The organism is Sphingobacterium sp. (assembly GCF_032065005.1).
In the GTDB taxonomy this organism is placed as follows: domain Bacteria; phylum Bacteroidota; class Bacteroidia; order Sphingobacteriales; family Sphingobacteriaceae; genus Sphingobacterium.
In genome coordinates this window covers 41,343-66,792 of sequence record NZ_DAMBMM010000016.1, presented here as the reverse complement: position 1 = coordinate 66,792, position 25,450 = coordinate 41,343, and the positions used below count along the sequence as shown (strand labels likewise).

The window sequence follows — 25,450 nt, the reverse complement described above, 5'->3', positions numbered from 1 at the left end:
GGATGGACCAAGAACATGAAACAAACCAGGATGGAAAGGATGAGAGGATGGACCAAGATCATGAAAAGAACCAGGATGGTGAAGATGGGAGGATAGACCAAGAACATGGAAAGAACCAGGATGGAAAGGATGAGAGGATGGACCAAGATCATGAAAAGGAACCAGGATGGTGAGGATGAGAGGATGGGCCAGGACCGGAAGGGACGGACCTGATGCGCCGTGATCCTGAAATATCCTCCAATCCGTTCCATCCTGGTTCAAAACCCAGATCTTGGCCCATCCTCCAATCCCTTTAATCCTGGTTCAAAAATCCTCCCTTTCCGCTTAACCTCATTCGACCCACATTCCGAAAATTCGCAACGCAAGCGACCAAACCCCCTATGCGTCCTCGGGTACGCTCCGGCCCGTTTCCCTCCTTTTTCCGGACCATTCCCGAACATGCCCCGAACGAGTCCCGAAGGAGACCTCCAAAAAAACACCTCAAAATCAGATCGAAAAAGAAAAGAAACCATTGCACTCCCCTCCTCCATCCAGCACAAAAAACAAAAAGGCCAGCTTGAAATATTTCAAGTTGGCCTTTATATCTTATCTATATATAAGCTACTGCTTAAATACCCAAAACCTTTGGAGCGTATAATTGAAGCCTAAAGAGACAATGATCTCTACAATAAGCTTGGACAGCAGGAAGTGCAAATGCCAGATGTCTACCAAAAGATGGATCCCCAGGGATTTAAGGGTAATGCTACCGACAACAACGATGATAAACTTCCACAATTGGCTTCCAATGGATTTCTGCGTGTTTCCAAAAGACCAATACCGGTTGATGGTAAAATTGACAATGGCACCCAAGCTTCCCGAGATCACGTTGGAAAAGGGAGCTGTGAATTTCAGTACCGTATAACAAAACGTGTATATCCCAAAATCAGAAAGTCCGCCAATAAAAGCGGACAGCTGTGCTCTGAGAAATACCCTTAGTTTGTCGGACATGTTTTATTCTTTAATCTCTGATTCCTTTAGCTTATTTGCTTTTTCTTCCAGATCCTTAGCATCCCCAAGATCCAGTAATTTTTTGGTATCGGTAATATTAATGAAGAACAGGATAATACAGATCAGCAAAACCGAATAGTTAATGGAACCAGGAACGATAACTTCCAGGACCATGACCAAACTGATGATGACACGGATTTCGGTCGGGCCTAATAATCCGGCATCGATAGTATACTTGTCGGTAATCCTATACCTCAATTGGGAAATGATCATCGCCCAGCCATATAAAGCCACCAAGGTAAAGCCAAGGTATTTAAAATCACCGGTAGCATAAAGGACATAACCCAGACCGATCATCACGGTTGAGATCCAGTCCATGACGATATCCAGCGCAAAACCGTACCATTTACGGGATTTATTCCTATAGAAAGCGATCCTTCCATCCAAGGAGTCCCCGAACCATTGCACGAAGAAACCTACGATACCCAGGAAAAGGAAATTAATGTTTACATATTCTGCAAGCAAGAAACTTCCCAGGATCATAAAAGAGCCGAAAAGACCGATGGCAGTCAGGCCATCAGAAGAGATCCATGCGGGGATCTTTGGAACGAGATAGGATATTAACTTCTGTTCCGGATTACTTAAAATATTAGTACGCTTTCTGTCTTGAAAAAGCTTTTTATTAATTTTTTGTCCACTCATTTCAACTGAAAATTTAGAGCCACTTATTTTCTTTATACCAAAACAAACTCTCCTTCAATCCTTCATCCAATTTATACTGGGGATCAAAGTTTAAGTTCTGCACTGCATGTGTAATATCACAACCCCAGTTTTCTGCGGTTAGCTCTCTTAGTCTTTCAGGGTAGATGACGGGAGTTTTGGATGAGTTGCGATACAGTCTTTGTGAGAGTTCGGCAACGCTTTTCACCAGACTTAAAGGAACATGCATTCTGAATAGTCGTTTGTTCAGGACTTCCTTGAAAATTTCAGCCATGGCATATCGCGAATAGACCTCGCCATCACTGATATTATACATTTGGAGTCCATCTTGTTTTACCATGCAACCTTTCAACAGTACGTCGACAAGGTCCTTGACATAGATAAAACTCAATTTCTGTGGATTTTTTCCGATATAGGGGTCCAATCCTTTGTTCATTGTATCGAAAAGGATAAAAATATCCTTTTCGCGGGGTCCATATACGGCCGTTGGGCGGAATATGGAAATTGGAGCATCGGGATATTTATCCTGAATCATCAATTCAGAAGCTTCCTTGCTCCTGCCATACACCGTCAGCGGGCGATATGGCGTTGATTCGGTGATCAATTGGTCACTGCTGTAAGGAATCGGACCGATGGCCGCCAAGCTACTCACGTAACTGATCCTTTCCAAGGGCATGATATCCGCAGTTGCTGCCGACAGAATAGCATCTGTATAGCCAACATTGACTTCCCGCATTATATTTTCATCTTTAGCCTTAGTCATTGCAGCAGCATGGATGATATAATGGTATTGTTCTTTTTCGAAAAGTGCTTTTAATTCTTCCTGATTTCCCAGGTTGGGATAGACAAACTGATCGACATAGGGCTGAATATCTTGGATTTTGCTGGATTTACGAACCGCAGCGTGCACCTCAAGACCTAGGTTTTGGGCAGCCTCAACAAGGTGAGAGCCAACAAAACCACTCGCACCAGTTATGAAAATCTTTTTTTTCATATCGCTTTTTCGAAAAGGCGATAGCGCTTGTAAAATTCAGCGTTGATCTGTTCAATAGCGTGATTCATGAGGTAGTTGTGGTCCAACATCCAGGAACATTCCGCTTCGACAATTCCCGATGGGATTGCATTCTTGATGATCCGTCCGTAAAGACAGGCTTCAATACCTAATTTCCTGTAATTGTCCAGCACCCCTAACATTAAAACCCTTACAGATTTTACTTTTTTCAAACCAAACAAGAGCTTAAAGATACCGGTTGGCAACAACCTCCCGCGTTTGATCTTGATCTGGATTTCGTTGACATTTGGAATACCTAGCGCAAATCCAATGATATCATCCCCTTTTTCTGCGACGATGCAGTACTTAGGGTCAACGATCATTTTCAAATCTTTTGCGGTATGCATAAACTCCTCATCTGTCATGGGAACAAACCCTAGGTTTTTGTCCCAGGCTTTATTATAGACTTTCTTGATCTTGTCAGCTTCCCTTGCGAAATCTTTCATGTTGATTTCCCTCAGAATGATTCCAGAACGTTTCAGCCTAGTTTCCAGTTTATCCAAGAGGAGAACAGAGCGTTTATTGGAGTTTTCCTTATTTACCAGGTAAGCCCTCAGGTCAACTTTCTTATCGAAGCCGGCAGCTAAGATCAAATCTTGGTAATAAGGGGGATTATAAGGCATCATGGCCATTGGAGGCCTATCGAAACCTTCAACCAAAAGGCCCACGCTGTCATTGGTAGACAGGTTGATGGGTCCCACCATATTGTTTGCACCCTTGCCTTTTACCCAGGCTTCAGCAGCTTGGAACAATTTATCGGCAACCTCCTGATCATTTACACAATCAAAGAAACCGAATTGCCCTTCATTTACATTATTGAACTGATTATGGTTTGTATTGTAAATTGCGGCGATCCGCCCGACAATCTTTTCATCTTGATAAGCCAAGAACAATTGCACGGATGAATGCTTATAGAACGGGTGTTTAGCGGGATTCAACATATCATCCTGTGCAACAAAAAGCTCTGGAACATAATTTGGATCTCCTTCATAAAGGTCATGAGGAAAATCGATAAATTTTGCTCTTTGTTTTTTGCTTTCAACAGGAACTATAGTAATCACTTCTATCTGATTTTATTCACTAATAAAACTTTCAACTTCCAATGCTTTGAACACTTTGGTCATTTTCTCGACAGCTTCATCGATTTGATCGAAGGTATGTGTAGCCATCAGTGAGAAACGGATCAGGGATTCTTCAGCAGGAACAGCAGGAGCAACGACAGGGTTTACAAAAACTCCGTCATCCTGAAGCATTTTAGTTACGATATATGTTTTTTCGTTGTTTCTAACGAAAACAGGTAAGATCGGGCTTTCTGTAGCACCAAGGTCAAATCCGTTCTCCAACAACAATTTTTTAGCATAGTTGGTATTCGCCCACAGTTTTTCAATATGCTCAGGTTCTGTCTGGATAATTTCCAATGCTTTCAATGTTGAAGCTACAGAAGCAGGTGTCATACTTGCACTGAACATCAAAGAACGGGCACGGTGTTTCAAGAATTCGATGGTATCACTGTCCGCCGCAACGAAACCGCCTAAAGAAGCCAAGGATTTACTGAAAGTACCCATGATCAGGTCAACTTGGTCGGTCAGACCGAAGTGGCTTGCCGTACCTGCACCATTATGACCGATTACGCCTAAACTATGGGCATCATCACATAATATTGCGGCATCAAACTCGTTAGCTACTTGAACAAGTTCAGGTAATTTTACGATATCACCTTCCATACTGAAGATACCATCCGTTGCAATCAACTTAAAGCTTTCTTCAGGAAGGCGGGAGATTTTATCTCTCAGGTCTTCGATATTGTTGTGAGCATATTTGATAACTTTTGAGAACGACAAACGGGAACCGTCGATAATCGAAGCGTGATCACGTTCGTCCAAAAGGATGTAGTCATGACGACCTGTTAAGCAAGAAAGGGGACCTAAGTTAGATTGGAAACCTGTACTGAAAAGGATAGCTGATTCCTTGCCAACATAATCAGCAAGTTTCTCCTCCAATTCCACGTGGATATCCAACGTACCGTTTAAAAAACGGGAACCGGCACAGCCAGTACCGTATTTTTCAAGGGCATCCTGAGAAGCTTTAATAATTCGAGGATCGGTCGTCAGTCCTAAGTAAGAATTCGAACCAAACATTAATACTCTGCGGCCGTCAATTTTTACTTCGGTATCCTGTTTAGATTGGATCGGTCTAAAATAAGCATATAAGTTTTTTGACTTGATATCTCCTAACTCGCCATTTAAAAACCGCGCAGTTCTTTCGTTTAATTTTCCCTTGCTCATTCGTCAGGTATCTATTTTCTCAATAATATTTACTTTTTGAACTTTTAACAAAAATCGTCAAAAATCCCACAAAGGTACAAAACAAGTTCTATTCACATAAATTAAATCATGTTTATATTACTTTTTACTACCTTTCTTTACAAAAAATCGACGCAAACATACAAAACTTAAACCTCAAATCATGTTTCATTTGACATATAAATATCATAAAATTAAATTAATATTAAGAGAATGTTTAGTGTATATTACATTGAAATTTTGCAAAATTTCATAAATTCTTACATTTGTGCTTCAATATAATTAATAAAAATGGCAATTTCATCAACGGTTAACATTAAAAACAAACGCGCATCCTTTGAGTATCACCTACTTGACACCTATGTTGCGGGCTTAGCTTTACTGGGTACCGAGATAAAATCCATCCGTCAAGGCAAAGCAAACATCAATGATAGTTTCTGTGCCTTTTTTGAGGATGGCCTTTACATCCGTAACATGCACATCGCAGAATATTCTTTTGGATCATTCTATAACCATGAATCCAAAAGAGACCGTAAATTGCTATTAACCAAGAAAGAGCTGAAGAAATTGCGTGAAAAGGGGGAAGAAAAGGGTTTTACCATCGTACCGTTGCGCATCTTCATCAACGACCGAGGTTTTGCCAAAGTAGAGATCGCCCTGGCACAGGGTAAAAAAGATTTCGACAAGCGTGAAACCATTAAAGAGCGTGAAAGTAAGAGAGAATTGGACCGCGCTATGAAACGCTAATATCTATTTTTCGCTGGTAATTTCCTGGAGTCATATTTTCCCGAGCCTTGAATAAACGGCTGAAATAATTGACATCGGTAAAGCCACACGCGTAACAAACTTCCTTAATAGACATATTCGCACTCAGCATTTCTTTTGCCTTCCGCAAGCGTTCCCGAATGACGAGCTCCATTGGAGTAATCCCATATTCATCCTTAAACATCCTAAAGAGCGTGGCCTTGCTCATGTTAGCCTTTCGGCTTAGGTCTTCAATGGTAATTCTTTCCGTTAGGTTTTCCCTTATATATCTTTTCAGGTTGGACATCTCATCATTAGCTATTGAATGAGGTTCAACCAGTTCGCCTAATTGCTGTTGCTGAATAATCCTAATCAACAGCTCCTTGAACAGTAGATCGGCAAGTACATCCTTAAAAGGATCGTTGCTGATCATATTGCTAAATAATTTATTGGTCAAACTTGCCAGTTCATCGGTATTTACCAGATGGAACTTGTTCCAAGAGAAGTCCCAGGAAAGGCTATTATTTATTTTAGGGTAGGCATTATTCAGGTAATCGATGGTTTCCTCGATCTTATCGGCAGAAATCAACAAGGCCGTACATTGGGTGGGCTCCATCATCTTTGCATCAGGAAAATCAATTTTCATGGATCTATCCGCTGGGAGCACGAGGGTTTCCCCAGGGAGATAGTCAAAGGCGGGCACATCTTCGAGGTGCATTATTTTCTTTCCTTTCAGCATATTGATAATGACCATATCATTAAACTGTAGGGGTACCAAGTGGCTCGGTTGATAAGTTTCATATACATTCAATTCGAAATTGTTCAATGTATACGCACGTCTATTCTCAACCAACGTGTTCAATTCCCTCTCCGACGAATAAGGAAGCTCTCGGACTAAATTATTCTTTCCCATACGACTCTATTTTATAATTGGCTGTTAACCAAAAATAAAAAAAAGTAAACAAAATCAAAAAACAAGCGATTTGAAAATATTATGCTATGATTAGCGACGATAATGCTATATAAAAAAATTGCCTCTTGGTAAATTTGAGAAAGAGTCCAATATAAACTATTAAAAACACAGAACTATGAGCGCATTAAATAGACCAACGTTCAAAGAGCGTTACGATAATTACATTAACGGAACCTTCGTTCCACCCACTCAAGGAAAATATTTTGATAATATCTCCCCGATAGATGGAAAACCATTTACACAGGTTGCCCATTCCACAAAGGAGGATATTGATAAAGCTGTTGAAGCTGCAAGCAAGGCTTTTGAAACTTGGAGCAAGACCTCATCCACGGAACGTAGCAATATTTTATTTAAGATTGCAGACCGTATTGAACAGCACCTGGAACAAGTTGCCATCGTGGAAACCATTGACAATGGAAAAGCAGTACGTGAAACATTGAATGCCGATATTCCATTGGCAATTGACCATTTCCGTTATTTTGGAGGGGTGATCCGTGCTGAAGAAGGATCATTATCTGAATTGGATAGCACAACGGTATCCTTGATCGTTAATGAGCCAATCGGTGTAGTGGCACAGATCATTCCTTGGAACTTCCCGATCTTGATGGCCGTATGGAAATTGGCTCCTGCCCTGGCTGCGGGCTGTACCGTAGTCCTAAAACCGGCAGAGAGTACACCTACATCCATCATGGTATTGATGGAAATCATTGGCGACTTGCTTCCTCCGGGCGTAATAAACGTAGTAAATGGATTTGGATCAGAATTAGGCAGACATCTGGTGACCCATCCGAAAGTGGCGAAAGCTGCCTTTACGGGGTCAACTGCCACAGGTAGAATGGTCATGCAATATGCTACGGAGAACATTATCCCGGTTACCTTGGAATTAGGTGGTAAATCACCGAATGTATTCTTTGAGTCTGTAATGGACGAGGATGATTCATTTTTGGACAAAGCAATCGAAGGTGCAGTATTGTTTGCCCTGAACCAAGGCGAGATCTGTACCTGTCCATCTAGGTTATTGATCCAGGAGTCCATCTATGACAAGTTTATAGAGCGTGTCATTGAACGAGTGAACCAGATCAAAGTTGGAAACCCATTGGATCCAACCGTGATGATGGGAGCACAAGCATCCAAAATACAGCAGGACAAAATCATGTCCTATATTAAATTAGGAAAAGAGGAAGGTGCAGAAGTATTGACTGGAGGCGATGAAAACCATTTAGGTGGTGATATCGACGATGGTTACTACATCAAGCCTACCCTATTCAAAGGGAACAATAAGATGCGCATTTTCCAGGAAGAGATATTCGGCCCTGTATTGGCCGTTACAACCTTCAAGGATGTAGACGAGGCCATCGCCATTGCGAACGACACCATTTATGGTTTAGGCGCTGGTGTATGGACCCGTGATGCCCATGAATTGTACATGGTCCCTAGAGCCATACAGGCCGGCCGTGTTTGGGTAAACCAATATCACAGTTATCCTGCAGGTGCTCCATTTGGTGGTTATAAACAATCCGGCATAGGACGTGAGAACCACAAAATGATGTTAGCCTATTACCGTCAAGCTAAAAACATGCTCATCTCATACAGCAAAGAAAAGCTTGGATTCTTTTAATAGAGTTTAATAGTTAAATGTGTGAAAAGGGGTTATGCTCTATAACCCCTTTCTTAAAATAGCTATATTTATGATCTCAAGGATAGATGTAACCGAAAATGCGAAAGCCGTAATCAAGGAATTAGAGGAAAAGCATGGCCCATTGATGTTTTATCAGGCGGGTGGCTGTTGTGAAGGAACCCAACCACAGTGCTTTGAAAAGGGTGGATTTTATCCCCGGATGAATGATGCCATGATCGGTTTGGTCGAAGGATTTGAGTTTTGGGTAGACCGTGATCTTTTCGAATACTGGAAGTTTTCACATTTTACATTGGATGTACTGGATGGGTTTGGACCCGGAGGATTTTCATTGGAGACCCCAATGGGAAAAACGTTCAAGATCCACTATCGATTATTTACGGAAGAAGAACTGAAAGAATTACCTGAGGTCATCCGGAATGAATAATAAAAATTAGACCTTTTAGGTTCAATTGCTTACTGAATGTCAATAAACCTTATTTATCCTGTTTTTTTGATAAATGATCTTTAAATTTAATGATCGGTCGAATTTATTAAACCCAGAAAAACAGATGACAAGCACTTCCCTATTCTCTTCATTAAAACTTTCTCATTTAGAACTCAAAAACAGGATCGTTGTTTCGCCAATGTGCCAATACAGTGCAGTTGATGGCTTTGCCAATGATTGGCATATGGTCCATCTTGGCCAATTTGCCATTGGACGTGCAGGAGCGGTGATCCAAGAGGCTACTGCGGTAAGTCCAGAAGGCAGGATTTCTTACGGCGATCTCGGGATTTGGAAGGAAGAGCATATCAAAAAATACAAACAGATAAGCAATTTTATTAAAAGTCAGGGAAGCCTGGCGGGAATCCAATTGGCACATGCTGGAAGAAAGGCAAGTACTGATCTGCCTTGGGTAAGTAGGAAGCAATTTTCCCCAAATGAGGAACATGGCTGGCAGACTGTTGCTCCCTCTCCAATTGCTTACCATGAAAAAGAACATGCCCCCTTTGGATTAAGCCAGAGCGAAATCCAAGAAATTATTGTCCAATTTAAGGAGGCAGCAGAAAGAGCAGTTGAAGCTGGTTACCAGATCATAGAAATCCATGCCGCACATGGCTATTTGATCCACCAGTTCCTTTCACCACTGGTCAACTGCAGGGAAGATGCCTATGGAGGTAGCTTCGAAAACAGGGTCAGGTTTCTGTTGGAAATCGTAGATGCCATCAAATCAGTTTTGAAAACTGAGCATTCGCTTTGGGTCCGTTTATCGGCAACCGATTGGGCTGATGGCGGTTGGGACATAGAGCAGACCATTAGATTGACCCACCTCTTGAAAAAGAAGGCTGTTGAAGTGGTAGATATTTCTTCAGGAGGAGCTGTATCCTTCCAGAAAATCCCTGTTGAACCAGGCTATCAGGTTCCCTTTTCCGACCAGGTCAAACAAGCCTGTGGGATTAGTACAGGAGCTGTCGGCTTGATCACTAGTGCCAAACAGGCACAGGACATCCTAGATCGAGGTGCTGCAGATCTGATTTTATTGGGCAGGGAATTCTTGAGACATCCCCACCTTGTCTACACTTGGGCCCAAGAATTGGGCGTAGACCTGACCTGGGCACCTCAATATGAAAGGGCAAAAATTGAATAGGAATTATTCTACATCCAAACCTTCCAAGACTGGAATAGGCTTTTTGTCATCACCCAAAGCCACGAAGGTAAAACGACCTTGGATCGCCAGTTCGCGACCATCTTCATACATACCTTCTCTAAAGATTTCTACATACACCTTTAGGCTTGTTCTTCCGACGGTCTCCACACGGGCAACAGCTTCTACAATGCTTGCAGAAGGAATAGCTTTATGGAAATCGATTTTGTCTGTAGATACGGTAACTAGGGATTTTCTACAAAAACGTGTAGCACACATAAAGGAAACCTCATCCATGATCGCCATGGCTTTACCACCGAACAAGGTGTCATGATGATTGGTAAGGGAAGGAAACACAGTCATGGTAATTCGTGTTTCACTTTGATCGATACGTTCTTGAATAGTCATTTTATGAATTGAGCCGCAAAGTTAATCAACTTTTTCGCTTTCTACGACTATTCCGATGCCTTTCAGTAGCATCGAAGCGTTAAAGATGGTACAAGCACCATCCTTTAATTTGTAATCGAACAACATTTCAGAACCATGCACCTGTATATCAAAATGATAATTTTTAAGGTATCCCGGATAATCATTAACGAGTTCAGAAAGCTGAAGGTCATGGGTCGCCAACATTCCACGTCCATGTAGTTCAATCAACTTCTTGATGATTGCTTTTGATCCCAAATATTTATCTACGGAATTGGTTCCCCTTAACATTTCATCGATCAAGAAATAGCTTGACTTAATATCCTTTACACGCTCCAGGATAAATTTCATGCGATCTAATTCGGCCTTAAAGGTAGAGGTGCTCTCGTTCAAGGAGTCCTTGATACGCATGTATGTCACTAGTTGATAGATTGGAAGGGCAAACTTCTTGGCACAGACTACAGCACCGGTATAGGCTAATACCGCATTTATCCCTATTGTCCTTAGGAAAGTACTCTTACCGGCCATATTGGAACCTGTAATGAGCGCTATTTTATGGTCATGGGCATTATAATCATTCGCGATGGATTTATTGGCTGGGATCAAGGGATGATTGATATCTTCAACGAAGAGTTGGTCTTTTTCAAAATCCTCCAAAATATTTGGCTGGGTCCAATCCGCATGGTTGTACGCAAGAATGGATAAAGAGACCAGACTTTCATATTTGGCCACGGCGTCAAAACCGGACAGAATGGAATCTTCATATTGATCTTTCCATTTGCTGATGGCCATGACCTGCTTAAAGTCCCACAGGGCAAGCATATTTAAGATGGCACCAATCAGCATATTATTGCGTACGTCCAATTTATCGATCAACTTACCTAGTTCATTGATGATACTGGAAAGTTTCTTTTGCTGAGATTCTACTTCGATCTTTTTTTGAAGCTCCTGATTTAAGCTAGCTGTATACTTTTTATCTTCCATCAATTTGATGGCATCGGCAAATCCAATCAATGAGACGCCGATTTTATCGATCTTATTGGAGAAATGGCTAACCTTTCCCGCTTGGGCCATCGTCCATAAAAGATGTATGATGCCTAAGCCTAGGAGATAGCCTCCGATATTATGGACAAATACAGAAAATAAGATACCAGCAAAAAAGATCCATGGAACTATGGGAACATACAATCTATAGAAGGCATTGCCAAATTGGAAAGATTTATCGTGGAAATAACTATAGATATAGGATCTTAAGTTGATCTTGGACCCTAGATTGAACAACATTTTGGTTTGGAAAGCCTGCAAATGTTCAGGGTCTGTTTTCAGTTCCTGAACCGCTTCCTGCCTTGCAGCTATCTCCTCTTTGTTGGATGGAGCGTCCATCCACGAATGCAAAACCGCAACTCCATCTTTTGTCGCACAACGGTTGACCAGCTCGAACAAGGAATTAGGGCCGAAGATATCCAGGTCTGAACTATAGGGGTGTTTAGGATCTTCGAATGCTTCCCCATCATCGTACATGTTCTTCTTACGGTCTTGAATATGCAGTTCATTTTCATTGACACTCAAAAAAACCTTCGCTTCCTGCAGTTTTCGATCAACCTTTGCCTGTCTATACACCAAGAATGCAAAGAGAAAGATAACCAATAGAAAAGCACCCAGTACCAGAAAGATATTGTTCAGGGAAAACAGTTGCCAAATACCTATAGCCCCAAGGACCATTAACCCCAAACGGAGAAAGGCATTTTTGTTGATTTGTTTCTCTAATGATTTTATTTCCTCTTTGGTCCTATTGACATTGCTTTGGTAGAAATCTGCACTCATAGGAGCTAAGGTAGGTATTAGATATGAGAATTGAGATGTGAGTATGGAGATAAATCTCAGCTTTTAAAACAAAAAAGACGCCATTACAGGCGTCTCAAATCTCTTATCTCCTATTTCAAATCTTCGGTACTACCACGCCTGATCCCCTACAAGAGGAACGAACCTGAAGGTATCGAGTTCGATTCTTTCAAAGTCGTTTTCACCTACTCTAAGGATGGTGACCATTTTTTGGAATTTCTCGTCACCTACCGGGATAACCAAAAGACCTCCTAAACGAAGTTGTTTCAGCATCTTTTCAGGTACAAAGGGAGCACCGGCAGTGACGATGATTTTGTCATAGGGTGCTTTTTCGGGGATACCTTTGGAACCATCGCCCAAGAAGAAGTTTGGCTTGTAGCCCATATAGGGCAATACCTGAATGGTACGATGGTAAAGGTTTTCCTGACGTTCGATGGTATACACATCAGCTCCCAATTCCATCAGGATACAGGTCTGATAACCAGAGCCCGTACCGATCTCCAAGACTTTATCGCCTTTTTTGATGTGCAGCAATTGGCTTTGATAAGCTACGGTGTAGGGTTGGGAAATGGTCTGGCCATCACCGATTGGAAATGCAATATCCCGGTAAGCTTGGTTCCAGAAGGTTTCATCAAAAAAGAAATGACGAGGGACTTTTGCAATTGCCTGCAACACCTTCTTATCCTCTATCCCACGTTTTTCGAGATGCTTCACCAACTGCTTCCTTGCGCCCTGTTCCCGGTAATTGTCTATAAACTTATAAGCCATATGCCTCAAAATTACCCTTATTTTACCATATTATTAAGGTTAAAATGCAAAACATTCAAGCTCAGAACTGTTCTGAAAAATGAGAAAGAAAATATCCTTAAGCTTTATTTTTTGTACTTTTATACGTCTAGGAAATTAAAAAATAATATTCCTAGCCCTCACCCAAAAAATTGATAAAATGAAAAAACTGACTATTTATCTGTTTATCATATTACTGCAGTTTCAAGTAGTACTTGCTCAGGAGACTTCTCCGAACGATGACGATGTCATGAAGATCCTTGCGATAGGGAATAGCTTCTCCGAGGATGCCCTAGAAAATTACCTTCATGAGTTATCTACTACTGCAGGCAAAAAGATTGTTATTGGGAATTTATATATCGGAGGTGCACCACTGGACCTGCACCTTAAGAATGCCCACAATAACCTGAAAGCATATAGCTATCGTAAAATAAGCTTAGACGGTTCCAAAAAGACTACGGAACAGACCAGTATTGAAGATGCACTGGCAGATGAAAACTGGGATTATGTGAGTTTACAACAGGCTTCACCGCTTTCTGGAAAGTACAATGTCGTTATGCAAACCTTAACCGACCTTTGGACGTATGTATTTGCTCATGTACATCCCGATACCAAACTCGTTTATCATCAAACATGGGCCTATCAACAGGACTCGAAACATGAAGGCTTTACAAACTATGACAATAGTCAGAAAAATATGTACGACAGCATCATGAGCGTCACATCGAGATTGGAAAAAACCGGTGATTATGCCTTTATCGTTCCTGATGGCACTACCATCCAGAATGGAAGGACCAGTTCCATTGGTGACCATTTCACCCGCGATGGTTATCACTTGAACCTAGACTATGGTAGATTTGCTGCTGCACTGACTTGGTATGCTAAACTGTTCAACCTCGATCCCACGAAAACAGACTATAAACCCGAAAAGGTGACTGATCTACAAGCGAAGATTGTAAAGGAAGCTGCTAAAAAGGCTGTGAAGAAGCCCTTTAAAGTATCAAGGATAAAAAAATAGATTAATAACATTGATTTAAAAGAAATTTAATTTCAGATCACCTTGCTTTAAAACCTGCTGTTTCGTAAGTTTAATTTAGAACAAACAGGTGTGATATGGCAACTTTAAAAAATGGAAATCAAATCCCACTTAACGGAAAAGTGGGATTTTTTGTTTACAGCAGTAACAAAAGCCCCATTGCGCCAAATCCATCTCAATTAAGATTGACCAAAGACAGGATCTTTCCTAGGAAAAAATCAGACTCCAAGTTTAATTACCTCAAAGAATATATTGCTGAACTCCTTCCCTACATCCGATTAGGATTTAAAAACTATCATGCAGGATGGACGAGCTATCATGCTGCCATGTCGTATAATTTTAAGCATGCTATAATAGAAAAGGAATCTAGATTTGAGCTGAATTGGGAGAAGTTCAGCATCAGTAAAGGCTTTAAAAACCCAATACAGGACATCAAAATTGAATTGTGTCCTGAAACGGATTCCTTTAGGATTACTTGGGATTACGATAAGATTTTATTCCATGCTCATGGAATGGGAGACTATAGGATCATGATCCTCCTTCAGCCGGAAGTCAATGGCCCCAATAAGATCTACGGCATGGTGAATGGGAACCTTTTAGTAGAAAGACATCAACAACTCTTCTTGAGAAAAAGCAATAAGAATGCGATTTACCATTTGTATGTTGCTTTTCTATCTAATGACGGCAGCTATAATTGTACGGATAGTTTGTACCTGGGGAAGATATAAATTAGGCGGATCACCAAGAGCATATAGCTTAATAACAAAAAAATTTAATATTATTTAATTTGAGCTTTTGTAAATAAGGGCAGATTATATAAATTTGGCGCAATTTAAAATTGTTCTAAATAAAAATAAGATGCACTATCTATACAAATTGTTGACGAAAACTCAACTAATCCTGTTCTTAATTTTACCGTTTACAGTAGTGGCCCAACAACTGGAAATCCAGGTAAACAATGAAACTTCGGGTAGACAAGCCGATGTAAACATCAAGGTAAATGGAAAAACCATTGGAAAAACAGATAATAATGGATCAGTCCTTATCAATTATGAACCGTTCAAACAACCATTAAACCTACAGATCAGCCATTCGGGCTATTTAACCCTATTATATACCGTTTCCCCTGACACTGTAAAACAGCCACTCATCTTTACCCTGCAGGAAAAAAATGATTTAGATGAGATCGTAGTTACTGCAAGTCGCAAACCCGAACATATTTCAACAGTCCCATCCTCCATTTCGATATTAACGAGTAAAGAGATTGAAGCTCAAAGCCAAATCAACACGAATATTTCCAACATTTTGGGAAACAGCATTCCTGGTTTGGGGGTAAGTAGCAATAAGGCAACCAATACTGGCCAAACCTTAAGGGGCAGGTCTGTCTTAGTGCTTATTGATGGAATTCCGCAATCTACTCCGTTAATGAATGGTGCTAGAGATATCAGGTCTATTGACCCTTCAGTAATTGAAAGAGTCGAAGTGATCAAGGGAGCAACCTCCATTTATGGAAATGGTTCTGCTGGAGGTATTATCAACTATATTACAAAAACCAACAAGGATGCAAACAAGGCAATTTCTGGAAGCAGTAATCTAAGAAGCATCATAAACCCTATCCATTCTTCAGAGACAATTGGCTATCGATTTGATCAAACATTATTTGGAAGGGCAGATAAATGGAATTATACAATCAGTGGTACAGCTGAGTATAATGGACTTCAGCGGGATGCTGATGGTATAGCTCTTGGTCAGGTTGATGGACTTTCGAATTCGAATCAGTACAATGCTTTTTTAAAGGTAGGATATGATATTAATGAGAATTCGGGTATTTCAGTTCTGTACAATTTTTTCAATAGTTCGCAACATGCCAAGTACATTAGTCAAACCGGTAAATATGGGCAAACTCCAACTATTGGAATCAAAGGTGAAGATCCTGGAAAACCTACAGGGACTCCATATAACCATAATGCCATGTTAAGTTATTTCAACAATAATTTAATAGGATCTACTTCCATTCAGGCTTCTTTGTATTATAATACTTTTCGCTCAATGAATAGATATATTGAGAAAGGTACTGCTTGGTATGGTCCAGGACAAACCCAAATTAATTCGGAGAAAAAAGGCTTAAGGCTTAATCTAAATACCCCCTTTCAGCTATTCAATGCCAATTCCGATATCACCTACGGATTGGACTTGTTGAATGATGTAACTGACCAAAATTTAACGGATGGACGCATTTATATCCCAGATATGAATATGGTGAACATAGCTCCATATGCTCAATTGCGTGTTGATGTGTTAGAGAACCTGATTTTAAAGGGAGGTGTAAGGTATGAAAATGCTACGGTGAAAATTAAAGATTTCAATACCATTGCAACAGGTCCTAACAACGAAGGTAGTATTGCGGTAACCGGAGGTAAAATACCCTATAAAGGTGCAACATTCAACGCTGGACTTCGATACAATAAATATGAAATTTTCAATCCATTCATTAGCTTCTCCCAAGGTTTTGCGATCAACGAATTAGGTAGAATTGTCAGAAGAGCTACCGACAATGATTTGGACAGTATTAAAACAGATCCTGTCATTACCAACAACTATGAGGTAGGATTTTCTAGCCATTACAGCATTTTCAATTTCTCGGCATCTTATTACTACAGTACCTCAAAGATGGGCGTAGAATTGGTGGATGTTGGTGGATACTTGGTGGCACAGCGCCTACCTGAAAAAGTACAGGGTTTAGAATTCACATTGAATGCCGAGCTTTCCAAGCAATGGACCATTGGCGGTACATTTGCTCACGTGGAAGGAAAAGCAGAAGACTCTGAACAGGTATCTCACTACCTCAATGGTACGAGGATAGCTCCGAACAAAGCTACAGCCTACCTGATCTATACTCCGATGGAGGCATTAAATCTACAATTACATTGGATAAATACGGGTTCTAGAGACCGTTTTGAAAGAAACGATAAAGGACTTTACAAAAACAGCGAAGGTCCGATCAAAGCCATTGATCTTTTCAACTTATCGGCAAGCTATAGGGTCAATAAAAATTGGAGACTTGGACTTGGTGTGGAAAACCTATTGAACAAGGATTATTACCCGGTCATCAGTCAGTATAGGGCCGTAGATGCTGAATATGTAAAAGGAACAGGAACAACCGCATCTTTAAATATTAATTATCGATTTTAAATGGTCAAAAGCTTCATCCTTTGGTTGCATAAATGGTTAGGCCTAACAACTGGAATCGTTGTTGTCATTTTAGGCCTAACTGGTTGTGTATACACGTTCTTTGATGAGCTAAAGTTAGTTTGTTATCCTGATCGATATATTTTAGATCAACATTATCATTCTAGGGAGGCCCTCCCCTTAAGTCAACTTAAGGAAATTGCCAGCAAACAATTAAATGATGGCGAGTCCATTTCTAGGGTTGATCTGTATCCCGAAAAAAACAGGAGTTGGATTTTTCGTGTTCAAGAGATTGATCCCGATGCATTTGGTTATTGGAATTACTTCAAGACCTATAAAAGGATCTTTTTAAATCCATACACGGGAGATTTACTCTTTGTGGAGAATTCGAAAACCGAGTTTTTCCAAGTTATTTTGCAGATGCACATGAACCTGTTGCTGGGCAAAAAATACGGGACATGGGTGGTAGGAATTTCAACCATAATTTTTGTTGTCATCCTAATTTCTGGAATGGTCCTTTGGTGGCCAAAAAGATGGAAAAGAAAAAGTTTGAAACGTAGTTTATGGATAAATTGGAAATCGAAATGGAAAAGGCTAAACTATGATTTGCACAATGTTTTAGGTTTTTATTCTTTTCTAATTTCGTTGGTATTAGCTATCACGGGATTGGTTTTTACCTATCCTTCCTTTAAAAAGGCCTACATTTCTTTTTTCAATTCATTTGATAGCTCTGAAATCAAGACGCTTGAAGGAGAACCTGTAAAAATCCCCAACTATTATCCAGAGGGTGAACAGCTTGACAATGCGCTCCACTTCCTATTGGAAAAGTACTCCAATGCAGGAATGATGTCCATTAGGAGTAGCAAAGCAGAGGACGAAACTTTTGATGTTCAAATCAGGATGACGGAAATGAAGACTGGTGATTTTAGATGGTATTACTTCAACAAAAAAGAAAACAGTATTGAAAAGGTAACTTCTTCCGATAACTTAAAAGCTGGTGACCGAATTGGGACATTAAATTACGACATTCATACAGGCAATATTTCTGGGTTGCCAACAAAAATCCTGGCTTTCCTTATTTCTTTAATCTGCGCAAGTTTACCAATTACAGGATTTGTGGTTTGGCGAAACAAGGTAAAGGGCTTGAAAAAGAAAAAAGAAAAGAAGAAGCAAAAAGCAATTTAATCCAGTCCGATCAATAAGGATCTACATCGATCTGAACGCGAACGCCCTTGTTTTTCTTATCCAATTCAAAATGCAATAATGCCTGTTTGATAAGTTCCTTTACTTTCGAAATGGAAATGTTTTTCCGTTCAATCTTCAAGGTTATAGTTTGAATAAAATTATTCCTTACCCTAGCGACAAGCGGAGGTTCTGGCCCAAGGACACGCTCAGCTAACTGCTGTCTCAGTAGGGACGCTAATCTCTTTGCTGCATCATGCACTAGATCCTGATCGGTATGTTTGACATCAAGCTTGATCAATCTGTAAAAAGGAGGATATTGATAATTCTTCCTTTCCGTAATTTCAGCCATGAACATGGCCATGTAGTCATGGTTTGTGACCTGTTCGAGGATGCGATGGTTTGGGGTATTGGTTTGAATAATCACCCTTCCCTCCGACTGCCTTCTCCCGGCGCGTCCTGAAACCTGTGAGAATAAAGAGAATGCCCTCTCATAAGCCCTAAAATCTGGAAAGTTGATCATTCCATCTGCGTTAATAATCCCAATTAAGCTGACATTACCAAAATCAAGCCCTTTCGTGATCATCTGCGTTCCGATCAACACATCGAACTCTTGATTGTCAAAAGCCGAAATGACCTTATCAAAACCATATTTCCCTTTCGTTGAATCCAGGTCAAGGCGTCCAATCCGCAGATCAGGCAGTTGGATTTCCAATTCCTCTTCCACTCGTTCTGTTCCAAAACCTTTGCTTTGCATATTTGGCAAGCCGCAGGCAGGACAAGTCTGTACCAGTTCTTCTGAAAAGCCACAATAATGGCAATGCATCAGGTTACTGGTTTTATGGTAAGTCAAACTAACATCACAGTTCACACATTTAGCCACATAACCACAGGTGCCACATTGCAAAAATGGCGTATGACCTCTTCTATTTTGAAACAGGATCACCTGCTCTTTGTTTTGAACGGTTTCTTCAATGGCCTTCAATAGCTTCAGACTAAAATAAGAGTACATCTCTTCCTTTCGTCCAGCTTCGGCAATATCTACAATTTCTATTGTCGGCAGTTTGGCTTCACCAAACCTTTCCGTCAATTCAATCAGACCATATTTACCGGCCTTAGCGTTGTAATAGCTCTCCACTGAAGGGGTAGCCGAACCCAATAGAACTTTTGTCTGATGCTGATGAGCCAAGTAAATTGCCGTATCCCGCGCATGGTACCTTGGAGCAGGATCATATTGTTTATAGGAGTTTTCATGTTCTTCATCCACAATAATCAACCCGAGGTTATGGAAAGGTAGGAAGACAGAGGATCTCGCGCCAATGACAATCTTAAACTCACCCTTATTGACTTTATGCCATACTTCTGCTCGCTCATTGTCATTGAATTTTGAATGGTAAACACCTAATTGATCGCCAAAATGCAATTTCAAGCGTTCAGTTATCTGGGCGGTCAGGGCAATCTCCGGTAGCAGGTACAAGGCAGATTTACCCTCTCGAAGTACAGCCTCAATCAATCGGATATAAATTTGGGTCTTTCCAGAAGCCGTAACTCCATGGAGCAAGGCAACATCTTTCTCAGCAAAGGAATTATTGATTTCATCAAAGGCCTGCTCTTGGGCTGGACTGAAGCTGAAGTCTGGGGATAAAAGAACATCCGTACCTTCAAACCTGCTAACTACTTTCTCCTCAACCGTAAAGACACCTTTATCGATCAGGGCGGTTATTGCACCAGCACCTGATCCGGATACTTCCATGATATCCTGTCTGCTGACGTCATTCTTTGTTTTGATAAGTTGGAGGAAGGCAATGATTGCATCCTGTTGCTTGGGAGCTCGGTTTAAGCTATCCAATAATTCCCGTCGACCATCCGGATCATTGAATTCAGAGGCCAATCTCAGAAAAGCTTTGGTTTTTGCCTTATATTTCTGCTTGATTTCTTCAGAGATCAGGATATATCCATGCTCAAATAAGCTCCTCAATAAAGGGAAAACCGTTTTTTGACCTAAGATTTTAATGACGTCGTTTACCGTCAGCTCACCAGCTAGATCCAAAGCTTCAAGGATCATATAACCTTTATCTGAGAGCGAAGAACGATCTAAATTAGGGTCGTCAGATGCGACGATTTTAGTTTCAGAGGCCATTTTTAGGGCTGCCGGCAAAGCAGCTTGCATCACATCACCTACGTAACACATGTAGTATTCTGCAATCCAATCCCACATCTGCAATTGAGTTTCATTGACAATGGGATCATTGTCTACAACATCTAAGATATATTTGGCTTCATATTGATGAGGGGGTTCAGTTGTGATGTTCTTGACCACAGCTGAATAAATTTTGTTCTTACCGAACTGTACGATCACCCGAACTCCTACTGCTACCTTATCATTCAATTCAAAAGGAACTCGATAGGTATAGGATTTAGCAATCGCCAATGGCAAAATAACCTCTACAAAATAAGTAACACGACCAGGAGCCGTTAAATCCAGTTGAGACATAAGCAAAGGTAATAATAGTATTTATTAATAGCATTCAGTATTCGGTGCATGCCAGCCTATTAGTTATTAATTTTTCGATAATAACCCGGCTTTGCTAAACAAAAAGGCACCAATGGTGCCTTTTTTCAATTCTATTTAGAGAATAGTGAATACAGATTAAGCTCTATTTTTCATTGCTGCAATGAACAAGGCAACCCAGCCGACCATAAAGCATAGTCCCCCTAAAGGAGTCACCGGACCAATAACAGAGATATTTTCAATGCCAAGTAGGTTTCTTGTGCTCAAAAGGTATAAAGACCCTGAAAAAAGGAATATACCGACAGTGAACATGATATACGAAACTTTAATGGACTGGCTTTTTGCTCTAGAAAATGTGGATAGGAATAAAAGTGCCAAGGTATGATAGAAATGGTACTGATTGGCAGTACCCCAAGTTTCTAGTTGTTTCTCAGAAATCTTACCTTCAAGACCATGTGCACCGAATGCACCAAGTATTACAGCTAACAAACCGAAAAAAGAAGCAGTTAGGATAATTTGTTTGTTCATAAATAAAGCTAAAATAATCGCTTATGATTTTTCGTTTATAAATGTATAAAATAACTTCTTAAAAAGCACTCCTATTTTTGCAATTTTGTCTATATTGAACACTAAAACAAACAAAAGGAAGACTATTCGTCCATGAGAAATACAATAATTGTTTCAATCCTTCTATTTATTGCGGTGGTGGTTGCGTCGGTATTTTACTTTGGGGATTTAAACAAGGAACAACAAGAATACGTAGGACCAGTACAACATTTACCGGAGGACACCTATTTAATCGCATCATTCCTAAACGATGCTACAACAGACAATATCTTCAAGGATTTTGAGATTTTTGAAGCTATGCTAGGCAAACACGCCATGCATGAACTCAAACAACTAAAACAAAACTTACTTCGTAACAAAGAACTGTCTCCATTGGTTGGAGGAGCTGAAATCTTGATGTCTTTCCATCCGGAAAAAAAAGGAATAAGCACCTTGTTTAGCATCCATAGCATGGATCAAGTCGACCAATCTGTATTGGATCAGACTTTCCTTACCCTGAGCAAAAAATATAAACTAAGTACTGCCGATACAGCCGGATTACGCATCTATGAATTCAAGAACATCGAAAAGGACACGACTTTCCAGGATGACAAAAAGCTGGACTCCGTTTTTTATGTGACTTATCAGGAAAATACCTTCTTCTCCAGTTTCAACAAGGGACTTTTGGTCAAAGTAAATGACAAGAAAGTAGAAAAACTTAAAAAAGAGCAGGTTACATTCTTTAATGAACATAACAATAGGAATGCTCCATTTACCATTTATGTTCCCCAACAAAACATCGCATCCTTCATTTCAGTATTCAAGGAAAATCGCCCCGGTGATTTCTTAAGACAATTTGTAAATCTAAAGGGAGAAACCGTTTGGAACATCAATTTCAAACAAGATGCCCTGATGCTGACAGGTGAAAGTCAGTTGCTGGATAAGGATAGCGAGTATATTGGGCTATTTGCAAACCAAAGCAAAACCAACCAACGCTTATACAATTATTTCCCTTCAAATACCATGATGTACGTGGAGTACTCTTTCAGTGATTCCAAATCGTGGTTTGAAGACCTAGCGATCTGGCAATCCAAACAGGACAACTTCCAACAATTACAGGGACAAGCCAAGGAAATCAACAACAATCGGGAAGGTCTTTTAGCAGACTTCCAGTCTACCTTGGCGGGCAACTTTGCAGTTGCTGAACAGAGTAATTCTGATTATTTAGGTTTCATCACCATTCAGGACAGCAGCAAACTGAATGAGATCATCGATAATATTGCGGAAAACGTAAGTGAAAGCACGTATAGATTTAGATTCGCCAATATTCCTTATCGCTACTTTGGGGAAGGACTTAAAGCTTTCTCAAGACCATATTTCGTACGCATCAATGATATGTTAGTCATGGCAAATCAATTATCTACGGTGCAGGAATATGTACGAAAATGGAAAAACAAGGATTTGTTGATTGCGAGTCTAGGTTTTAAGAATTATGAACAGATACAGGGCAACGAAGCCAATGTTACCTTCTTTATCAATACCAAAAACGGCGGTAACTTCATCAATAATATCTTGAAATCTGAATATAGCCGAAAGTTCAGGGACGATGATGAATATGGATTCCAGGATTTTTATTCTTGGTCTTTACAATTGTCAGGAAATACGGGGAATTTCATCAGCAGGTTCTACGCCATCTATAAAAGTAAAAACCGATTGGGAGTGACTCCTGAATGGACTTATGATATGGGCAGTAGGTTGATCAATGGCCCTTATGTTTTTGAACATTCCGATACTTCCCAATTCATTCTCGTACAGGAACAAGATCATACAGTGCATGCCATCCATCCTTCTGGAACCAAACTATGGTCCTCCGTGTTTTCGGGTAGAATTGTTGGCAAGGCAAAACAATTGGCTGACCGGAGTCTATTATTGGTTACCGACAGAAGAAGGTTATATCGATTCGATACCAGTGGAAAAACATTACAGGGCTTCTCCACCAGTGTTTCTTCTGAACCTACTGGAAGCCCAACCATCGCGGAGTTCAGTGGTCAACAGATCATTTTGATCCCTGCAAAGGACAGAATAATGGCATATGACATGGATGGTGGACCGGTCAGCGGTTGGGACAATGCAAGAATAGAAGGTGACCTTTTAGGACCAATCCACTTTATCGACCAACAGGCCGTGGTTGCCAGCAGTTTCGGAAGAATTTATTTCTTTGACCAAACTGGCAATAAAACGAAGGAAATTGACATCCCAGGGGATGTTACTTTTGTAGGTTCGATGGGAATAGTGAACAAGGAAAATAATTACGAGTTCTATTGCACCGATAATGAGGGCAAATTACATCAAATAAAGGCAGACGGGACAAGCAAGGTCGTGATGAATGGGGAATGGAAAAAAGGCTATGACGCCTATTTTGAAAATATCAATGGTACCACCGCCCCAGAATTGATCGTAATAGACGGCTCCTACCTACAAGTTTTAGAACTTGGGGACAGCCCAAGACAACTTTACGACTATACGTTCACCCAAAATATAGATGCTGAACCTAATTTCTTCCCGGTTTCCAGCAGTATGTTTCAACTTGGGATTGCAGATCAGGAGAATTTAGTCTATCTATTTGCTGAAAATGGTTCATTGGCGGATGGCTTCCCTGTGGAAGGATTACCTCTGTTCTATTACGGCAAAATCAATTACAATTCAGGCAATTATTTATTAACGACAAAGCGAGATTACAAAATCTACGCCTTCCGACATTAACAGACTAATTTTCAATTGATTTAGATTGGCGATAATTTAAATAAAGAAAGATATTAAGCCGTAAAAATTTTTAATTGCAAACTTTTTTTCATTAGGTTTGCATTCACAAAAAACGTATGCTACAAGGAGAAGAATATTTAGAAGAGCTTTCCAGACCTAAAAAGATAATAATTACCACTCATCATAAACCCGATGGAGATGCTTTAGGCTCATCATTAGGACTATATCATTGGCTTAAAGGAAAAGGCCATGAGGTGAATGTTGTGCTTTCATCTGATTTTCCAGACTTTTTAAGCTGGATGCCTGGCTTTTCAGACCTAATATACTTTCCTGATCAACCTGAGGAATCCCAAAAACTATTTGATGAAGCAGAAATAATCTTCTGCTTAGATTATAGTGCCCTTTCGAGGACCAATATTCTGGAACCCATTATCCGTGAGGCCAAAGGCCAGAAATGGATGATTGACCATCATTTAGATCCAGAAGATTTCGCAACGGTTGAGTATTGGGACTCCAGTGCAGCGGCAACGGCACAGTTGGTTTACACCTTTATTGCGGATGTCTACCACGACAAAGAATCCATCACTGCTGAAATTGCATCATGTTTATATGCAGGGATCATGACTGATACCGGATCTTTCCGTTTCAGGTCTACCACCTCTGCGGTTCACCATATCATTGCCAACCTGATCGATGCAGGGGCAAAGAATTGGGAAATTCATGAGAATATATACAATAGTTCCACAGAAAACCGTTTAAAGTTCTTAGGCTATAGCCTTTTGAACTGTTTGGAGGTAATTCCAGAATACAATACGGCATTGTTTTCATTGACCAAAGATGATCTTATGAAATTCAATGTCAGCACCGGAGATACCGAAGGTTTGGTGAACTATGCCTTATCGATAAAAGGGATTAGATTAGCCGGTTTATTTATTGATAGAACTGAATTAATTAAATTATCTTTGCGTTCGATTGGCGATATCCCTTGCAATGAGATCTGCAGGAAATATTTCAATGGTGGGGGGCATTTGAATGCCGCTGGTGGCAATTCAACAGAGCAATTGGAAGATGTGGTAGCAAAATTCAAATCTATCCTTCCGGAGTACTCAAGTTATTTAAAATAGAATAT

The 25,450-nt window shown here is 40.3% G+C and carries 21 protein-coding genes; 10 read left to right on the top strand and 11 right to left on the bottom strand.

Annotated elements, in window-relative coordinates; translation table 11 throughout:
* Nucleotides 1-600: 600 nt before the first annotated feature.
* From RT138_RS18185 to spt, 5 genes are read right to left on the bottom strand one after another with little or no spacing between them, the layout of a single operon-like run.
* Nucleotides 601-987, bottom strand: coding sequence for a GtrA family protein (locus tag RT138_RS18185; protein ID WP_185213478.1), 387 nt, complete (start codon nucleotides 985-987; stop codon nucleotides 601-603).
* Nucleotides 988-990: 3 nt separating this feature from the next.
* Nucleotides 991-1,689: a CDP-alcohol phosphatidyltransferase family protein gene (locus tag RT138_RS18180; RefSeq protein WP_313191792.1), complete on the bottom strand. Its 699-nt coding sequence runs from the start codon at nucleotides 1,687-1,689 to the stop codon at nucleotides 991-993.
* Nucleotides 1,690-1,702: 13 nt separating this feature from the next.
* Nucleotides 1,703-2,701 (bottom strand): NAD(P)-dependent oxidoreductase, encoded by a 999-nt coding sequence (locus RT138_RS18175; RefSeq protein WP_313191791.1) that lies wholly within the window; start codon nucleotides 2,699-2,701, stop codon nucleotides 1,703-1,705.
* Nucleotides 2,698-3,819 carry a hypothetical protein gene (locus RT138_RS18170; protein ID WP_313191790.1) on the bottom strand — a complete coding sequence of 374 codons (1,122 nt, stop codon included), beginning with the start codon at nucleotides 3,817-3,819 and terminating at the stop codon, nucleotides 2,698-2,700. Before RT138_RS18170 ends, RT138_RS18175 begins: the two co-directional genes overlap by 4 nt.
* Before the next feature lie 12 nt (nucleotides 3,820-3,831).
* The gene (spt, locus tag RT138_RS18165; protein ID WP_313191789.1) at nucleotides 3,832-5,043 is read right to left on the bottom strand and encodes a serine palmitoyltransferase; all 1,212 of its coding nucleotides are present in this window, start codon (nucleotides 5,041-5,043) and stop codon (nucleotides 3,832-3,834) included.
* A gap of 309 nt (nucleotides 5,044-5,352) precedes the next feature.
* Here spt and smpB point away from each other — a divergent pair, with 309 nt between their 5' ends.
* Entirely contained in the window at nucleotides 5,353-5,808 is a 456-nt protein-coding gene (gene smpB / locus RT138_RS18160; RefSeq protein WP_185213473.1) for an SsrA-binding protein SmpB, read from the top strand.
* Here smpB and RT138_RS18155 read toward each other — a convergent pair.
* Complete coding sequence (locus tag RT138_RS18155; protein WP_313191788.1) at nucleotides 5,795-6,718, bottom strand: AraC family transcriptional regulator; 924 nt, start codon at nucleotides 6,716-6,718, stop codon at nucleotides 5,795-5,797. The genes smpB and RT138_RS18155 overlap by 14 nt on opposite strands.
* Nucleotides 6,719-6,893: 175 nt before the next feature.
* Between RT138_RS18155 and RT138_RS18150 the strand changes: the two genes are divergently transcribed.
* From RT138_RS18150 to RT138_RS18140, 3 genes are all read left to right on the top strand, one after another.
* The gene (locus tag RT138_RS18150) at nucleotides 6,894-8,396 is read left to right on the top strand and encodes an aldehyde dehydrogenase family protein (protein ID WP_313191787.1); all 1,503 of its coding nucleotides are present in this window, start codon (nucleotides 6,894-6,896) and stop codon (nucleotides 8,394-8,396) included.
* Nucleotides 8,397-8,466: 70 nt separating this feature from the next.
* Nucleotides 8,467-8,841, top strand: a complete 375-nt coding sequence (locus RT138_RS18145; protein ID WP_313191786.1) for a DUF779 domain-containing protein — start codon at nucleotides 8,467-8,469, stop codon at nucleotides 8,839-8,841.
* Nucleotides 8,842-8,965: 124 nt separating this feature from the next.
* Nucleotides 8,966-10,042, top strand: coding sequence for an NADH:flavin oxidoreductase/NADH oxidase (locus RT138_RS18140; protein ID WP_313191785.1), 1,077 nt, complete (start codon nucleotides 8,966-8,968; stop codon nucleotides 10,040-10,042).
* A gap of 3 nt (nucleotides 10,043-10,045) precedes the next feature.
* On the opposite strand, the gene RT138_RS18135 is transcribed toward RT138_RS18140, so the two are convergent.
* The 3 genes from RT138_RS18135 to RT138_RS18125 form a co-directional block, all read right to left on the bottom strand.
* Entirely contained in the window at nucleotides 10,046-10,447 is a 402-nt protein-coding gene (locus RT138_RS18135; RefSeq protein WP_185213468.1) for an acyl-CoA thioesterase, read from the bottom strand.
* 21 nt (nucleotides 10,448-10,468) lie between these two features.
* Nucleotides 10,469-12,289: a MutS-related protein gene (locus RT138_RS18130; RefSeq protein ID WP_313191784.1), complete on the bottom strand. Its 1,821-nt coding sequence runs from the start codon at nucleotides 12,287-12,289 to the stop codon at nucleotides 10,469-10,471.
* Between the two features lie 129 nt (nucleotides 12,290-12,418).
* Entirely contained in the window at nucleotides 12,419-13,075 is a 657-nt protein-coding gene (locus RT138_RS18125; RefSeq protein ID WP_093101430.1) for a protein-L-isoaspartate(D-aspartate) O-methyltransferase, read from the bottom strand.
* A 178-nt stretch (nucleotides 13,076-13,253) separates the two neighbouring features.
* On the opposite strand from RT138_RS18125, the gene RT138_RS18120 reads away from it, so the two are divergent.
* The 4 genes from RT138_RS18120 (at nucleotide 13,254) to RT138_RS18105 (ending at nucleotide 18,503) form a co-directional block, all read left to right on the top strand.
* The gene (locus tag RT138_RS18120; protein WP_313191783.1) at nucleotides 13,254-14,111 is read left to right on the top strand and encodes a DUF4886 domain-containing protein; all 858 of its coding nucleotides are present in this window, start codon (nucleotides 13,254-13,256) and stop codon (nucleotides 14,109-14,111) included.
* A 95-nt stretch (nucleotides 14,112-14,206) separates the two neighbouring features.
* Nucleotides 14,207-14,857, top strand: a complete 651-nt coding sequence (locus RT138_RS18115; RefSeq protein WP_313191782.1) for a DUF6266 family protein — start codon at nucleotides 14,207-14,209, stop codon at nucleotides 14,855-14,857.
* Nucleotides 14,858-14,987: 130 nt separating this feature from the next.
* The gene (locus tag RT138_RS18110) at nucleotides 14,988-17,321 is read left to right on the top strand and encodes a TonB-dependent receptor (protein WP_313191781.1); all 2,334 of its coding nucleotides are present in this window, start codon (nucleotides 14,988-14,990) and stop codon (nucleotides 17,319-17,321) included.
* A complete protein-coding gene (locus RT138_RS18105; protein ID WP_313191780.1) occupies nucleotides 17,322-18,503 on the top strand; it encodes a PepSY-associated TM helix domain-containing protein in 1,182 nt (393 codons plus the stop codon).
* Between the two features lie 10 nt (nucleotides 18,504-18,513).
* Here RT138_RS18105 and priA read toward each other — a convergent pair whose 3' ends face one another.
* Together priA and RT138_RS18095 are read right to left on the bottom strand one after the other, a co-directional pair.
* Nucleotides 18,514-20,994 (bottom strand): primosomal protein N', encoded by a 2,481-nt coding sequence (gene priA / locus RT138_RS18100; RefSeq protein ID WP_313191779.1) that lies wholly within the window; start codon nucleotides 20,992-20,994, stop codon nucleotides 18,514-18,516.
* 156 nt (nucleotides 20,995-21,150) lie between these two features.
* Nucleotides 21,151-21,540, bottom strand: a complete 390-nt coding sequence (locus RT138_RS18095; RefSeq protein WP_313191778.1) for a DUF423 domain-containing protein — start codon at nucleotides 21,538-21,540, stop codon at nucleotides 21,151-21,153.
* A 132-nt stretch (nucleotides 21,541-21,672) separates the two neighbouring features.
* On the opposite strand from RT138_RS18095, the gene RT138_RS18090 reads away from it, so the two are divergent.
* Nucleotides 21,673-24,321 (top strand): hypothetical protein, encoded by a 2,649-nt coding sequence (locus RT138_RS18090; RefSeq protein ID WP_313191777.1) that lies wholly within the window; start codon nucleotides 21,673-21,675, stop codon nucleotides 24,319-24,321.
* Nucleotides 24,322-24,437: 116 nt separating this feature from the next.
* Nucleotides 24,438-25,445, top strand: a complete 1,008-nt coding sequence (locus RT138_RS18085; RefSeq protein WP_313191776.1) for a bifunctional oligoribonuclease/PAP phosphatase NrnA — start codon at nucleotides 24,438-24,440, stop codon at nucleotides 25,443-25,445.
* Nucleotides 25,446-25,450: the final 5 nt, after the last annotated feature.